The sequence below is a fragment of the Micromonospora sp. NPDC002717 genome (assembly GCF_040295705.1).
Taxonomy (GTDB): Bacteria; Actinomycetota; Actinomycetes; order Mycobacteriales; family Micromonosporaceae; genus Micromonospora.
On the sequence record NZ_JBEOVW010000002.1, the window covers coordinates 279,833 to 294,811 of the forward strand.

Below are 14,979 nucleotides of genomic sequence, written 5' to 3' on the forward strand. Positions count from 1 at the left end.
TCTCGGACCGTCGTCGCGATAACGCTGCGTACCCATAGAGTCACACTGCGAAGTCGCAGCGTCAAGCCATTCCGGGAAAGTCGGACTTGCCCTGCCCGGCGACCGCCGGGCGGACGACCGGCTCAGCCCAGGCCGCAGCTCGCCACGTACGCCTCGCCCGCGCCCGCCACGCGCAGCGGCCCGGCGGCGGCCGTGCCGACCGCGGCCTGCCCCCGCCCGAGCGTCACCGCGCCCGTCCCGTCGTCGACCGAGACCTCCCCCGCGCAGCAGAGCACCACGCGTGGCCCGGGCACCGACAGCGTCACCGCCGGCAGCGCCGCGCCCACCGTCACCCGGTGCAGCGCGAAGTCGTCCACCGGCACCGGCCAGGTGACCACCCCGGGGTCGACCTCCAGCGGCGGCACCACCGGCTCCCGGAGCACCTCGAAGCGCAGCACCCGGAGCAGCTCGTCGACATCCACCCGCTTCGGCGTCAGACCGCCGCGCAGCACGTTGTCGCTGGCCGCCATGATCTCCACGCCGGTGCCCCGCAGGTAGGCGTGCAGGTTGCCGGCCGGCATCCAGATCGCCTCCCCGGGCGCCAGCCGCACCCGGTTGAGCAGCATCGCCACCAGCACCCCCGGGTCGCCCGGGTAGGCGGCGGCCAGCTCCCGGGCCAGCTCCGCGTCGGGCCCCGCGACCGCCGCCGACGCCGCGGCCCGCACCAGCACGTCGCGCTCGTCGGCGGGCCAGGTCAGCAGCAGCCGTACGGCGTCGCGCAGCCCCGACGGGCCGGTGCGCAACGCCGCCAGCACGGGCTCCAGCGCGGGTACGCCGAACCCCGCGAGCGCCTCCGCCGAGGCGACCGGGTCACGGAACCCGCAGAGCGCCTCCATCGGCGAGAGCGCGACCAGCAGCTCCGGCTTGTGGTACGGGTCGACGTAGTTGCGCTGCCCGTCGGGGCGGCCGGCGTCGGCGGCGTGCCCGGCACGGGCCTGCTCGGCGTCCGGGTGCGCCTGCAGACTCAGCGGGGCATCCGCGGCGAGCACCTTGAGCAGGAACGGCAGCCGGGTGCCGAACCGGCCGACGACCCGCTCGCCGAGCCAGTGGTCCGGCTCGGCGAGCAGCAGGTCGGTCAGGTCGATCCGGCTGCCGTCGCGGTCGACCGTGGCCGGGCCGCCCGGGTGGGCGCCCAGCCACAGCTCGGCCTCCGGGCCGTCGCTCGGCGCCGGCCTGCCCTGCAACTGGGCGATCGCCGAGCGGGACCCCCACGCGTAGTCCCTGATCGGTCCGTACAGCAGTTCCACCGGTCAGCTCCCGGGCCGCCCGGTGGCCTCGCCCGGCTCGGATCCCGGCACGGCGGTGTGCGCCGCGCTCCCGCTGCCCGCCCGCTCGGCGGCGGCGCTGTAGATGTCCGGCTCCAGGTAGATCACCCGGGCGGCCGGCACGGCGGCGCGGATCCGGGCCTCGACGACGTTGATGCCGCGAGCCAGCTCCTCGGCGTTGTCGCAGGCCGGCACGCCGATCTTCGCGGCGACCATCAGCTCCTCGGGGCCCAGGTAGAGCGTCTTCATGTGGATGATCCGCTCCACCTCCGGGCCGTCCGTGACCGCCTTCTCGATCGCGGCGACGTCGTGCGCCTCGGCGCCCTCACCGAGCAGCAGGCTCTTGGTCTCGACGGCCAGGACGATCGCGATGGCCACCAGCAGCACGCCGATCATCGCGGTGCCGGCGGCGTCCCACCGGCCGTTGTCGGTGATCAGCGTCATGCCGACGCCGAACAGCGCGAAGATCAGACCGACCAGCGCGCCCAGGTCCTCCAGCAGCACCACCGGCAGCTCCGGGGCCTTGGCCCGGCGGACGAACTTCACCCAGGACTGGTCGCCCCGGACGAGGTTGGACTCCTTGATGGCGGTGCGGAAGGAGAACGACTCCATGATGATCGCGGCCACCAGCACGACGACCGGCACCCAGTGCCAGCTCGTGATCGGCTCCGCGTGCGACCACTTGTGGTACGCCTCGTACAGGGCGAACAGGCCACCGACGCTGAACAGCACGATGGACACGATGAACGCGTAGATGTAGCGCTCGCGGCCGTAGCCGAAGGGGTGCTGCGGGGTGGCGGCCCGCTTGGCCCGCCGGCCGCCGAGCAGTAGCAGTCCCTGGTTGCCGGAGTCGGCGACCGAGTGGATCGACTCGGCCAGCATCGACGACGACCCGGTCAGCAGGAACGCGACGAACTTGGTGACGGCGATGCCGACGTTGGCCAGCAGCGCGGCGACGATCGCCTTCGTCCCGCCGTTGGCGCTCACGCCGCCGCCCCGTTCCGTCGCGCGGCGCCGCCGGGCACCGGCGCGCCGCGCCGCTCGACCCGCTCCCTGCTATCGCTCACTGGTTCGCCAGCTCCTTCATCTCGGTGATGGCCGGAACGGCCATCGGATCCAGTCCGTGTGCCAGGGCGAGGTAGACCGAGGCGAAGTCCGGCACGGCGACCAGCGAGGCGAGCCGCTCCAGCGCGGAGCCGCCCTCGGCGGTCACCACGTCGCAGCGCACACCGCGCCGCTCGGCGAGGGTCTGCACCGCGTCCGCGCGGCGCTCCTCGACGTCGAGCGGCTCGTCGGCGTCGTCCTCGGGGTTCAGCCCGCCGTCGCGCAGCAACACCAGCCGCAGCCGGGTGCCGGCCGGCGCCTCGTCGTCGGGGTCGGCGAAGATGTCCCGCTCCCCCTCCGCCAGGCCGCCGAAGACGCCGTCGAGCAGGCCGACCCGCCCCCGCCCGGCCTCGCCGAGCGCCCCGCTGACCACGGGGTAGCGGGCGTTGGCGGACAGGGTGTCGCCGAACCGGCGGGCCGCCACGGTGGCGAGCGGCGACGAGCCCCAGACGATCGGCACCGAGCCGGCCAGGCCCAGGGCGAGCGACTTCGCCGGGTTGACGAAGGACTCGGCCGTCGGGCGGCACCGGTCGGCGTCCGCGTCGAGCCGGGCCGCGGTCTCCGCCAGGTCCGCCTCGTTGACCTTCACCAGGCCGAGCGTACGGGCGGCGAGCAGGACCGGCACGGTGAGCGCCCAGAGGCTGGCCCGGGCCGGGGCGCGCCGGGGCACCGGGATGAACGGCGCCCGGGCCCGCTCGGCCACCGACTGCAACTGCGAGTCGGGCGCGCCGACGGCGACCAGCCGGGCGCCCCGCCGGTGCGCGGCCTCGGCGGCGCCCAGCGCCTCGGGGCTGCGGCCGGAGGCGCTCACGGCGATGACCACGTCGGCAGCCCCCACCCAGCCGGGCACGCCGGCGCTGCGGTGCGGGATGACCGGCACCGGGCAGCGCGGCCCGGCGACGGTGGCCAGCACGTCACCCGTACGGCCGGCGGTGCCGATGCCGGCGATGACGACCGCGCGGGGCCGGCCCTCGTCGGCGAGCACCTGGAGGTTCGCCTCGGCGGCCAGGGCGGCCGACTCGCGGACCTGCGCCCCGGCGGAGGCGGTGTGCCGCAGCATGCCGCCCGGGTCGTGCTCGGCGAGCGCGTCCTGGTCGTCGAGCAGGGCCTCGTCGGGATCGCGGCGGCCGCTGACCCCGGCCGTACCCTCGATCACGACCGCTCCGCGGGGCCGCCGCGCGCCTCGTCCAGCAGCAGCACGGGCACGTCGTCGCGGACCTCGAAGATCCGACCGCACTCGGTGCAGGTCAGCGTCTGCGCCTCCGCGTCGTAGTCGAGCGGGGCGTGATGCGTGTCCGGACAGGCGAGGATTTCCAGCAACTGCGGGTCCAGGGCCACGGCGCGGCTCCTTCCACGTATGCGGTTTCACCGATCGGCGGTGCCGACCGGCGCAGGCGATCTTATCGGCGAACCCGGTCGAGCACCTCGTCGCGGAGCGAGGTCATCCGCTCCCGGGTCGGGGCCTCGACGTTGAGCCGCAGCAACGGCTCGGTGTTGGAGGCGCGGAGGTTGAACCACGCGCCGTCCGGGAAGCGCAGCGTGAGGCCGTCCAGCTCGTCGGCCTCGGCCTGCGGGTACGCGGCCCGCACCTCGGCCACCTTGGCGGCCTGGTCGGCCACGGTCGAGTTGATCTCGCCGGAGGCGACGTACCGCTCGTACTCGCCGGCCAGCACGGACATCGGCAGCGACTGCTCGCCCAGGGCGGCCAGGGTGTGCAACGCGGCGAGCATGCCGGTGTCGGCGAACCAGAAGTCCCGGAAGTAGTAGTGGGCGGAGTGCTCACCGCCGAAGATCGCGTTGGTGCGGGCCATCTCCGCCTTGATGAAGGAGTGCCCGACCCGGGCGACGACCGGGTCGCCGCCGTGCTCGCGGATGATCTCCGGCACGGCGCTGGAGGTGATCAGGTTGTGGATCACCGTCGAGCCGGGGTGCTTGGCCAGCTCTCGGGCCGCCACCAGAGCGGTGATCGCCGACGGGGAGACCGGCTCGCCGCGCTCGTCGACCACGAAGCAGCGGTCGGCGTCGCCGTCGAACGCCAGGCCGATCTCGGCGCCGTGCTCGACCACCGCGCGCTGGAGGTCGACCAGGTTGGCCGGGTCCAGCGGATTGGCCTCGTGGTTGGGGAACGTGCCGTCCAGCTCGAAGTAGAGCGGCACGATCTCCAGCGGCAGCGCCGGCAGGACGGCGTCGCCGAGCACGGCCGGGACGGTGTAGCCGCCCATGCCGTTGCCGGCGTCGACGACGACCTTCAGCGGGCGGATGGTGGAGAGGTCCACCAGCTCGCGCAGGTACGCCGCGTAGCCGGCCAGCAGGTCGCGGCGCTCGGCCGGCGCGGTCGGCTCGCCGGCCGGACGGGCCTCGTCCTTGTCCAGCAGGGCCTGCGCCCGCTGGCGGATCTCGGCCAGCCCGCTGTCCTGCCCGATCGGCCGGGCTCCGGAGCGGCACATCTTGATGCCGTTGTACTGCGCCGGGTTGTGGCTGGCGGTGAACATCGCGCCGGGCAGCCCCAACGCGCCGGAGGCGTAGTAGAGCATGTCCGTCGAGCCGAGCCCCAGCTCGATCACCGAGCGCCCCTCGGCACGCACTCCGGCGGCGAAGGCGGCGGCCAGACCGGGACCGGTGGCACGCATGTCGTGCGCGGTGAGCACCGCGTCGCCGCCCTCGCCGTAGGCGTCCAGCACCTGCGCGAAGGCCACGCCGAGGGCCTCGGCGGCCCGCTCGTCCCACTGGTCCGGCACCGTCCCACGGACGTCGTAGGCCTTCACGATCTGGGACAGATCAGACACCGGTATCGCTCCTCGCGCCGCAGGTCGTCAACGGCCTGAGCGTATCGGAGGGGCGCGGGGTGCCCCGGCTCAGCCAGGGAGCCGGGGCATGAACCTGGTGTGGTCGCCACCGCCGGCCTCCGGGGGCGGGTCACCGGGTCGCCCGGTGGCGGGCGGAGCCGACGCCGGCCGGCCGTACTGCCCAGGAGCGGGCGGCGTCGACGTCGGGTTCCCGGGCGGGGCGGACACCGGCGGCGGGGTGGACCCGCCGGGCACCACCTGGGTGGCCTCCGGGGCCGGGCGGCTGCCGTACACGGCGCCGGCCGGACGCGGGGCCGGGGCGCCCCCGTACACGCCGGGGACGGGCGGCTGCTGGCCGTACACCTGGCCGGGCGGGACGGGGGCGGCGCCCGGGCCCTGCGCGGAGCGGTAGGTGGTGCCGCCGGGGTTGCTGCGGGGCAGCGGGACGGGCGGCAGGTCGTCGGCGGGTTCCTTGTCCGCCCGGGAGCGGCGGAAGATCAGGAGAATGAGCAGGATCCCGACGGCCACCATGGCGATGCCGAAGAACATGACCACCGAGCCGCCGCCGGACTCCTCCTCGGCGGCGTTGACGGTGGCGCCGGCGCCCTGCCCGGCGACGGCCGCCAGGGCCGGCGACTCCCCGGCGGTCTCCGCCTGCGAGGCGAGCGCGCTCGGGGTGGGCGACGCCTTCTTCGAGGGCGTCGGCGACGGCGACTCGGAGGCCCGGCCGCCGACCACCCGGGACGCCTCGGCGCCCCGGCCCAGCAGCTGCCCGAGCGCGTTGCTGGCCGCGCCGGTGACCGTCAGCCGGCCGCCCGGGGCACCCTGGACGAACGCCACCCGGTAGCGCACCGTGATGCCCTTGCCCTTGCACAGCCGCGGGTTCGCCGGCGAGGTGGCCGGAGTGGCCACGCTGCCCCCGCCCCCGGAGAGCGACACCGGGAACCAGTGGCCGCCCACGTTGACCTGCGCCCTGACCTGGTCGGCGCGCAGACCGCCCAGGCGCAGCCCCAGAGTGGTACGCAGCAGCACGCAGCCGTCGCTGCGCTTGCGCACCTCGATCGAGACGCCCTCGGCGGAACCGCCGGCCGTGAAGCTGCCGGCCGACCGCACCCGGACCGAGTCGTCGTCGGCGAGCGCCGGCGTCGCGCCGAGCGCCACCAGGCCACCCAGCAACGCGCAGACCGTCGCGAGCCGCGCCGCGTGCCGACGTACCGCCATGATCACCTCGCCGTTCCTCCCCCGACGGGGGTCCGCCGGTAGGCTACTACCGCCGCCGGGTGAGGCCCGGTCATAGAGCGCTCCGGATGTGCGCCGTATTACCCCCGTGGTCGCGTCGCTGCACCTGACATTCGTCGGCGGACGGGACCTCGGGTGTCGACATCTTCCGGTGGCGCGCACCGCGTCCCGGGCGGGCGGGGCGCCTGCGGGCGTCAGCCCGATGCGGCGGCGGCCAGCGCGTCGCGGCAGAGCCGGTCGGCGGTGCGGGTGGTCTCGGGCAGCCGGTAGCGCGGCGTCAACGCGAGCACCCGGGCCGTCGCGTTGTCGAGGCTCATCCGGTGGCCGACGCTGACGAAGACCGGCTTCACGCCGGCCCGGGTACGCAGCACCCGGCCCACGATCTCGTCCCCGTCGCGCAGCGGCGTCCACGCGCCGCGCTCGTCGGCCGGCGGGGCCCACTCGCCGAGCAGCGGCGTCTTGCCCACCCCGATCGCCGGCAGGCCGGTCACCACGCCCAGGTGGCAGGCCAGCCCGAACCGGCGCGGGTGGGCCAGCCCGTGCCCGTCGCAGACCAGCACCTCCGGCCGCACGGTCAGCCGGTCGAGCGCGTCGAGCAAGGCGGGCAGCTCGCGGAACGCGAACAGCCCCGGGACGTAGTCGAAGGCGGGCCGGCCCACGCTGACCGCCGAGTCGACCACCGCGAGCGTCCGTGCGTCCAGCACCGTCACGGCCGCCGCGAGGCGGTCGCCACTCTCGGCGTACGCGACGTCCAGGCCGGCCACCGTCGCCGGCTCGGCCGGCCCCGGCCCGACCAGGTCGACCAGCGGCCGCAACCGCTCCTGTACGGCCAACGCCTCCGCCACGCTGCCCGGCACAGCAACGGGCCCACCGGACACCTCAGACATGCCGACCTGCGCGATCCCCGATCCGTCCGTCGTCACGACAACCGGCCGGTGGCCTGCCTGCCGGCACTCTGCTGGCCGGCGGACCGCTGGTCGGTGTCTGGTTCAGCCATTTCGCCATGCTATTCCGGCCCCACAAACCATCCCGTCCACGGTGAACGGCGACGCTCCTACTGGCCGACGCGGCCGTCGATCAACTCGCGGAGCAGGTCGGCGTGGCCGTTGTGCCGGGCGTACTCCTCGATCATGTGCACCAGCAGCTCCCGCAGCGAGACCTCCCCGTCGCCGTGCCGGCCCGTGACCCCCAGGTCGTCGGACTCGGCGACGAAGCGCTCGGCGAACTCCACCTCCGCCCGCCAGGTGCGCCACGCCTCGGCCACCACCTCCGGGTCGCCGACCGCGCCGTCGAAGTCGCCGTCCGGGTCGGCCTTCGAGCAGTAGAGCTTCGGCGCGTCCTGACCGGCCATCGTCCGCCGGAACCAGCCCCGCTCCACCTCCGCCAGGTGGCGGACCAGGCCGAGCAGCGACAACTTCGATGGCGGTACGGCCCGCCGGGCCAGCGCCTCGGCGTCCAGGTCGGCGCACTTGAGTTCCAGGGTGAGCCGCTGGTCGCGCAGGTACTCGACGAGGATCGTGCGCTCGTCGTAGTGGTTGCCGTCGGAGCGGGGGTCGTCGTCCGGGTGGACGAACATGTTCGACCAGGCGAAGTTCTGGGTGGGGCGGTCGGCGGCGGATTCAGCCATACGAGCGACCCTGACCGACGCCGGACCGGGGTCGCAACAGGTTTCCAGCTCGCGGGGCACCAGGCTCAGTGGCCGCGGACTCAGCTGCTCTGCTCAGCCAGCGAAGGATCGGCAGCAGGATCGCCCGCTCGCTGAAGCTCCTCCTCGAACATCACGAAAGTCCGGCGCCTGATGCCCCGGACCAACGCCAGTTCCTTTGTGGTCAACTGGCGCCCCTCGGCCTGAGCATTTTCCACGATGCCCCTGATCGTTTCGTACAACGCGAAAACGGGCCCCCTTCCCCGCAGGTAGCGACCGCGGTCATGCTCCGTCCACTCAACAAAGGAGTCCACCGTCAAGGAACTGATCTCGCCACCGACAGCGAACAGGATCTCCTCAATCAGGTCATCGGCGGGTTCCCACCCGCCCGTGTCATGGGACAGCCGCCAAGCCTTGATACCACCCTCAGGCGTGCCGACCATTTTGACCGGCGACTTGTAATAGCTGAAGTAGGCCGGCAGCACCAACCCAGGCATCTCGGTCACCCTACGAGCCTCCGCCCAACGTTGTCTGCAGCGCCTGCCAGAAATATCGCTGTTCTTCCTTGAGGACGCCGTTCCAGACGGCACGCTCCACCTGCGACATCGTACGGCCCTGATCCTTGGCCACCGCCTTGAGGTCCCGCCGAACTTCGTACAGGGCATGCTCCCAGGATGCCACGTCGTCCAATGCCTGGAGGTGCAGGCGGAATTCCGCAATGTGCCCGTTCGACGTTCGCAGCGACATCTGAATATCCCGATAACCACTTGATTGAGGGGCAATGAAGCGGTCTTCGAATTCGACAACCTCAACGCCGATGTAACCACGAAGCACCTTAAGCGCTGCATAGAGATCTGAGAGTTCACGAAAGGCGACCTTGGCAGCAGCAAGGTCGGTCAGCATCGAAACGTCCCCCCGATACTTAGCAACCTTGTCCTCGGCCCGCTTCCTGTCCTTCGGCCCTGGGCGGCCGTCAGGCATGGCCGGCCCGGATGATTCGGCAGCCAGACGCTGCGCGAGAGCGACAACCTCCTGCTGCGCCTCAACCGCATCGGTGTACAACCGGTCAAGGTACTTCGTCTGATACTCGGCATCGCTCTTGCGAGCTACGTCAAACCCGGCCTGGGTCGCCCTTTCCCGGCCTGAGGAAAAGAGTGCGCTGATCCTTCGCTGATTGTCGGTGAGAGGCGTTGGCTGAGGCGTAGGCAACGGTCCGCGCGCAACGGCCTCGGCACCCCTACCCGCAATCTCATCAAGAACGGAGCCGAGGACGTCGATCGCCTGTTGGTGAATGGCCAGGTGATGCAGTGTCACCGGACGCGCCGTCAGCGAGTTCGCCAGTTCTGGCGTAGCGAGGATCATCCGCGCCAGGTCGGGACGTTCCACCAACTGCCGGACGAGGGTCTCGGCGAGCATCGGCTCGTCCTTCGGCGGCGTCCGCCACGTGTCGTCCAGCATTCGCTGCACGCGCGGCTCCGCGAACAGCCGCGCCACGTCCCGGGCGGCCGGCTCGTCGAGGTGCGGTACGAGTCGCCGGAGGGCCGGCGCATCGAGCCCGGCGGCCACCTCGACCGGCGTCACGCCGGCGGCGAACACCCGCTCCAGGTCCGGCTCGTCGGCCAGGGCGGCGCTCACGGGTCCACCGTTCGCCACCCGTTCCGCCCGTGCGCGTTCCCGTGCGGCCCGCAGATCTTCCGGCGGGGCGTCGCCTCGATTGGGTGCCGGGCCCGGCTGTTCGGGCCGGCTTGACGGCAGCCCATCGGGCGGGGCGGCCGACCCGGGGCCGTCGAGCAGGTACATGCGGTTCAGGTAAGGCTCGCCGTACCCCTGGTCGGTTTCGACGGGCGGATGGTCCGGCAGGTCCGGACGCTCGCTGAACCGGCCGCGCCGCAGCCCGCCCAGCGGCATCGGTCGGGCGTCCGGTCCCAGCACCAGAACCTCGGTGTCGACAGCGTTGTACGGGTGCGGGGTGCCCTGGTGCCGGTACAGCGGCGCGTCCGACACGGCTCCGGTCTGCGGGTCCAGGTAGAGCACCGTGCCGTGCTGGTTGAGGGCGACCCAGATGTGGGAGCCGCCCTGCTCCCAGCTGTTGACGACGAAGGCGAAGCTGCCGTGGCCGCCGAGGCGGAGCTGGTAGTGAAGGTTGTCGTAGCCGGTGTCGACGGCCCGCCGCCGCTCGGCGCCCTGAACGTCCTCCGTCGGCTGGCAGAGGCGCTGAAAGCGCCCCCCGGTGACGTCCTCGATCCGCCCCATGCCGCCCAATTCACCGTTGATGGGGCGCGTGACGTCACCGGCCAGGTAGGCGTCGAAGGTGCGGGGCGCGGCCACCCGGGGCCGGCCGTGCATCCAGGTGTCGAACAGCGAGAGCGTGCAGTCGATGCAGTTGATGGCGCGGGTCGGGTCGGCTCGCGGCCCGCCGTCGTTCACCAAGCCGAACCAGCCGCCGCGTCGCGGATCAGCGGTCCGCTTGACGCTCCCGTCGGGCTCGCGGGGCACCTGCCGCTCGATGTCGGTCTGGTGCAGCGCCAGCGGCGGACGCAGACCGCCGGGCTGGCCGTAGTTCCGCGACCGGTCGATCGGCGGCGGGTAGTCGTCCCTCGTCAGCGCCGAGCGGTCCGCGGTCTCCACGGCACCGAGTGCCAGGTCGCCGACGTCGTCGTTGATCCGCCGGAAGTCCGCAGGGTCGACGACGCCAATGACCGACGGTACGAGACTGCCGGCCAGTACGGCATCCGCGTAGTCGAGGCACTGCCCGTATGCACGCGTCTCGTCATCAGCTGCCCACTGCCACGCGTCAGCCTGACGCGCCTGACCCGCCTGGCGCAGATGACGCGCGTGAGCGACGAAGTCACGCGCCCTCTGGTCGTGCTCCTCGGCGCGAGCCCTGAGTCTCGCAGCATCGTCGAAGCGGCGGTTGTCCTCGAACCACGCCCGCTGCGACTCGTAGTAGCCGCGATAGCGGCGTCTCTCGAACGCCTCCTCGTCGAGTGCCCACTTGGCCGCGTACCACTCTGGCGTCCTGACAGGGGGAAGTGCCGCGTCATCCCGGCGGGCCGCTGCGGGCGTCTCGGCGTGGACATGTGGATTCTGCGTGGGCGCCGGCGCGTCGGGCAGGGGTAGCCGGGTAGGCGGTGCCGGATGCGGATGTGTGGGCGCCCCTCCTGCGGTTCCTCGTGGAGCGGCGGCCTCGGGGTTGCCGAGCGGCGGAACGTGGCCCGCACCAGGGACGGGCGCACCGGGTGCTCTCGGCTCAGGCGGCGAGGCGGGACCGGGTGGGACCGCCGCCGTGCCCACACCCGCGCTGAGCCCGCTTGCCGAGGTAGCCGGTGCGTTCGACGGCCCACCGCCGGTGGGGACGTTCCCGGAACCGGCCGCCGGAGCCTCCACGCCGGTCGTGCCGCCGCTGACCAGAGTCGGCGCCGCGGTCGTGACCGACGAGAGCGTCGGGCTGAGTGCGGCCTCCGGCGCGGACGACCTACCGGCGAGGGTTCCGCCGGCCTGGTCGGTTCCGGCGGTGGTCACAGGCTCGGTCATGTCTCCGGCACGAGCGGCGACCGTGGTCGCGGGCTCGGCCGGTGCTGTGTGACTATCGGGCGATGACCGAGGTGCCGGCACCACCTCGGCAACGGTCGCACCTCGTTGGCTCTCACCTGTCGCGCTGGTCGCCGCCCCTGAACCATGCGCCGACGGCTCCACCCCCGCCGCGTCAGGCACGGCAGCGGAGAACTCAGCCACTGGCTGCACACCGGGCGGGGCCGAAAGCCCGCTGACTGCTGTCGATGGCAGCGACATTCCGGCCAGGGCGCTCATCTGGCCGTCGAGCCGGGCCTGCAGCGCGGCGTCGGCCTGCGCGGTGGCGGAGCCACGGGCACCGGACACGGCCGCCCGGGCCGCGTCCTCCACGGAGGTCAGGCCCTGGCCGGTGGCGAGGCTCGCGGCCTGCTCGGCCATCACCTCGCCGGTCATCTCGCGGCCCAGGTGCTCCCCGATGCGGGCGCCCCGCCCGGTGGCATGGCGGCCGAGGCCGGCCAGCGGCGCCACCGCTCCGCCGGCCAGGCCGCCGACCGCCGTCGTGCCCAGCTCCGTCATGTCCAGCCCGTGCCGTCGGCCGGTCGAGTTCTGGTACGCCTGGGTGGCGAGGTTGATGCCGCTCTCCTCGGCCGCCTCGGACGCCCCGCCCAGCGCCGCACGCCGAGCGAGGCCCCGCACGCCGCCCTTGGTGACCTCCTTCGCCGCCCGCTCGCCCGCCTCCTTGAGCCCCTGCTTGAGCGACTTGCGGGCCAGTTGCGCCATCAGCCGCTTGAAGATCTGCTGCACGATCAGCCGGGTGGCGGTGATCGCCGCCCCGGCGGCGGGCGAGGCCGCGCCGGCGGTGAGCACGGTGGCGACCGCCAGCGACAGCAGCTCGATCACCAGGATGCCCAGCTCGATCCAGACCTCGAGCTTGGCGCCCTCGATGTCGCAGCCGCACTCCTCCACCAGCCGGCCCAGCTCGGTGCTGACGGCGAGCAGCACGGGCAGCGGCGCCTCGTCGCCCTCGGCGACCCGGCGCCAGGCGGTGTCGAAGGCGGCGGCGACCGCCCCGACGCCGCCGTACCCGCCGCGCACCTCAGCGGCGGCCGTGACGGCGTCGGCGTGCGGCCCGGCCAGCGCCGCAGCCACCGCGTACCACTGGTCGGCCAGCTCCCAGACCGCCCGCTCGTTCCCCTCCGGCCACTCGACGCCGATCACCCAGTCGAGGGCCTCGTAGACCCAGCCCGGCAGGTCCCAGGGCGAGTAGTCGAGCGGGTGCGGGATGGGGCTCGGCAACAGACTCATCCCGGTCTCCTCCGCGGATCAGCGCTGCTGGTGCCGGTCGCCGACGCGGTCGAGCCGGCCGGCGCTCGACGCGTCCGTGCGGAGGTTGGCGTCGACGGACCGGACCACGTCGGCGCCGAGGCCCTCCAGGTGCCGCCCTACGCCCTCCCACACGCGCAGCACCAGCTCCTCGAAGCCCCGGTACTTCTGCTCGAAGGCCGCGCCGATGTCGTCCTTGCCCCACGGCCGGGATGCGCTCGCCGCCGCTATGGCCCCGCCCACCTCGCGGCGCCGTGCGCCGACGGCCTCGCCGGCGAGCGAGAGGTCCGTGCCGCCGCGCCGGGCACGCTGCGGGTCGAGCCAGAGTTGGCCGTCCATCATTCGCCCCGGCGCAGCGCCGAGTCCGCCCGGGCCAGCAACGACCCGAAGTCACCCGTACGCAGGAAGTCGACCGCTCCGGAGCCGGCGGGCAGGTAGCCGGCCACCAGTTCCTGGGTGGCCGAGGCGGCGGTCGTACCGGCCCGGTGGATCGTGGTGGTGATCTTCCGGCTCAACGCCTTCGCGTCCCGGTCGTGGTAGACGGAGGGGTGCAGCTCCACCGAGATCAGGTCGCCGCGGGCCCCGACCGTCGCGGTCACCTGACCGTCATCGGAGCGCTCCGTCACCCGCAGCTCGGCGAGCCGGGCCCGCAGCTCGTCCAAACCGGACCGAAGTCGCCGGTAGTCCCCGTACACCTCGTCGAACCGCGCCCGCAGCGCGCGATTGGCGTCCCGGTCCACGCTCTCGCCCAACGCCACCCTCCCCGGTCACCGTCAGTAGGGCGAACCATACCGGCCGCCACGATTCCGTGGGGTCCGGTAGTTTCGAGCCCGTGATCGATCGCCAGCAGGCCGAGCAACTCGCCGCCGTGTGGGCCCTCCGCGAGTCGCAGCGCCTGGGACACGAGTGCCGCCCGACGGTCGACGAGTTCGACCTCGGTTACGTGATCACGTCCACTGTGTCCGTCGACGCGAGGACGGTGCCGGGCGAGCTGCCGACCACCGTGGTGGACAAGCAGACCGGTGAGGTGACCACCTGGCCACGCGTGCCGGTGGAGATCGTCGAGCAGATGTACCGCACGAGCCGGACGGAGGGTCCCGGCGCGCCGCGCACGGTCGATCCGGCGAGCCAACTGCTCCGCGAGATCCGCCGGCTACCGACCCCCGGCACGGCGGCGCACCTGACCGTCGAGGGCCGGCTGTTCCGCGCGCAGGGGGCCAAGGGCGACGTCGAGCTGCACCACCACCCACTGGTCCGCGCCTATCTGGACGAGCTGCCCGCCGGCCACCTGGCGCGCGGCGGCGACCGGCACGCCGAGCTGATCGTCGTCTCGGACGCCCTGCACGACTTCGACCACCGCCGTGCCGCCGAGGGCATCGCCCCACTGAACATGGCCGACGCAAAGGATCTCCTGCAGAGCGCGCGATTCGAGGTCTTCCGGGTGCGCGAGCCGGGGGATCCCAACGGCGGCCCTGCGGACCGCCCCTGCGATTCCTGCGTGGATCTGCTCGTGGAGTTCAACCTTCTTCCCTGGTCCGACCGGGCCTTCACGATGCCGTGGCAGCCGGATCCGCAGCCGGATCCCGACCCCGGCCGATTCCCGCCCGAGGTCGCGCAGGCGCTCGTCGCGGCCGGTTGGCGGCCTCATTTCGGGGACGAGGTCGTCGCCATGTCCGCCATCAGGGACGTGAGCGCTGTCCGGGGCAGGACGTCCACCCACGCCAGCTTCCCGGCCGCCCTCGCGACGCTCACCGCCTTCCCCAGCCTGGTAGGCGCTCGGCGCGGTCCTGGCGAGCAGGTGTGGATTTCCCGGTTCGACATCCGCCCACGTCAGGTCGCCCACACCGCCGACACCCTGGCCGACTTCGCCGCCGTCCTCGGAGCGCGGCTCTTTCCCATCGGCACCGAGCGGCAGGACAGCATCCTCGCTGTCGACGAGCGGGGTCGGGTGTTCGCGTTGGACCAGGCCGGCGAGTGGTTCCTCGGCGCGGACGTCGACGCCGCGCTGACCACCCTGCTGCTCGGCCGTGCCCCGGCCCGCGTCCGCGACGACGGCACCTGGTGA

General features: G+C 73.2%; 13 protein-coding genes. 1 reads left to right on the forward strand and 12 read right to left on the reverse strand.

The annotated features are described in order from the left end of the window. Nucleotides 1–122: 122 nt before the first annotated feature. The 12 genes from manA to ABT006_RS05435 form a co-directional block, all read right to left on the reverse strand. A complete protein-coding gene (gene manA / locus ABT006_RS05380; RefSeq protein ID WP_350703198.1) occupies nucleotides 123–1,286 on the reverse strand; it encodes a mannose-6-phosphate isomerase, class I in 1,164 nt (387 codons plus the stop codon). Between the two features lie 3 nt (nucleotides 1,287–1,289). Continuing rightward, a complete protein-coding gene (locus ABT006_RS05385) occupies nucleotides 1,290–2,291 on the reverse strand; it encodes a cation diffusion facilitator family transporter (protein WP_350703200.1) in 1,002 nt (333 codons plus the stop codon). 76 nt (nucleotides 2,292–2,367) lie between these two features. After that, complete coding sequence (locus ABT006_RS05390; RefSeq protein WP_350703202.1) at nucleotides 2,368–3,564, reverse strand: SIS domain-containing protein; 1,197 nt, start codon at nucleotides 3,562–3,564, stop codon at nucleotides 2,368–2,370. Beyond that, nucleotides 3,561–3,746, reverse strand: coding sequence for a Trm112 family protein (locus ABT006_RS05395; protein WP_350682673.1), 186 nt, complete (start codon nucleotides 3,744–3,746; stop codon nucleotides 3,561–3,563). Before ABT006_RS05395 ends, ABT006_RS05390 begins: the two co-directional genes overlap by 4 nt. Before the next feature lie 62 nt (nucleotides 3,747–3,808). Next, nucleotides 3,809–5,194 carry a phosphomannomutase/phosphoglucomutase gene (locus ABT006_RS05400; protein WP_350703204.1) on the reverse strand — a complete coding sequence of 462 codons (1,386 nt, stop codon included), beginning with the start codon at nucleotides 5,192–5,194 and terminating at the stop codon, nucleotides 3,809–3,811. A gap of 69 nt (nucleotides 5,195–5,263) precedes the next feature. Then, nucleotides 5,264–6,415, reverse strand: coding sequence for a hypothetical protein (locus ABT006_RS05405; RefSeq protein ID WP_350703206.1), 1,152 nt, complete (start codon nucleotides 6,413–6,415; stop codon nucleotides 5,264–5,266). A gap of 212 nt (nucleotides 6,416–6,627) precedes the next feature. Further along, nucleotides 6,628–7,320, reverse strand: coding sequence for a deoxyribonuclease V (nfi, locus tag ABT006_RS05410; RefSeq protein ID WP_350703208.1), 693 nt, complete (start codon nucleotides 7,318–7,320; stop codon nucleotides 6,628–6,630). Between the two features lie 167 nt (nucleotides 7,321–7,487). Continuing rightward, nucleotides 7,488–8,060: a DinB family protein gene (locus ABT006_RS05415; protein ID WP_350703210.1), complete on the reverse strand. Its 573-nt coding sequence runs from the start codon at nucleotides 8,058–8,060 to the stop codon at nucleotides 7,488–7,490. A gap of 80 nt (nucleotides 8,061–8,140) precedes the next feature. Continuing rightward, nucleotides 8,141–8,575, reverse strand: coding sequence for a hypothetical protein (locus ABT006_RS05420; RefSeq protein WP_350703553.1), 435 nt, complete (start codon nucleotides 8,573–8,575; stop codon nucleotides 8,141–8,143). Nucleotides 8,576–8,585: 10 nt separating this feature from the next. Continuing rightward, entirely contained in the window at nucleotides 8,586–12,896 is a 4,311-nt protein-coding gene (locus ABT006_RS05425) for a toxin glutamine deamidase domain-containing protein (protein WP_350703212.1), read from the reverse strand. Between the two features lie 18 nt (nucleotides 12,897–12,914). Further along, nucleotides 12,915–13,256, reverse strand: coding sequence for a hypothetical protein (locus ABT006_RS05430; RefSeq protein WP_350703214.1), 342 nt, complete (start codon nucleotides 13,254–13,256; stop codon nucleotides 12,915–12,917). Further along, nucleotides 13,253–13,672: a YbaB/EbfC family nucleoid-associated protein gene (locus ABT006_RS05435; RefSeq protein WP_350703216.1), complete on the reverse strand. Its 420-nt coding sequence runs from the start codon at nucleotides 13,670–13,672 to the stop codon at nucleotides 13,253–13,255. Before ABT006_RS05435 ends, ABT006_RS05430 begins: the two co-directional genes overlap by 4 nt. A gap of 74 nt (nucleotides 13,673–13,746) precedes the next feature. On the opposite strand from ABT006_RS05435, the gene ABT006_RS05440 reads away from it, so the two are divergent. Further along, complete coding sequence (locus ABT006_RS05440; protein WP_350703218.1) at nucleotides 13,747–14,979, forward strand: SUKH-3 domain-containing protein; 1,233 nt, start codon at nucleotides 13,747–13,749, stop codon at nucleotides 14,977–14,979.

What these genes read in the sequence shown, in the direction of transcription:
- ABT006_RS05420 (WP_350703553.1), bottom strand. Translation starts at nt 8,575, where the DNA reads ATGCCTGGGTTGGTGCTGCCGGCCTACTTCAGCTATTACAAGTCGCCG.
- nfi (WP_350703208.1), bottom strand. Translation starts at nt 7,320, where the DNA reads ATGTCTGAGGTGTCCGGTGGGCCCGTTGCTGTGCCGGGCAGCGTGGCG.
- ABT006_RS05430 (WP_350703214.1), bottom strand. Translation starts at nt 13,256, where the DNA reads ATGATGGACGGCCAACTCTGGCTCGACCCGCAGCGTGCCCGGCGCGGC.
- ABT006_RS05405 (WP_350703206.1), bottom strand. Translation starts at nt 6,415, where the DNA reads ATGGCGGTACGTCGGCACGCGGCGCGGCTCGCGACGGTCTGCGCGTTG.
- ABT006_RS05425 (WP_350703212.1), bottom strand. Translation starts at nt 12,896, where the DNA reads ATGAGTCTGTTGCCGAGCCCCATCCCGCACCCGCTCGACTACTCGCCC.
- ABT006_RS05415 (WP_350703210.1), bottom strand. Translation starts at nt 8,060, where the DNA reads ATGGCTGAATCCGCCGCCGACCGCCCCACCCAGAACTTCGCCTGGTCG.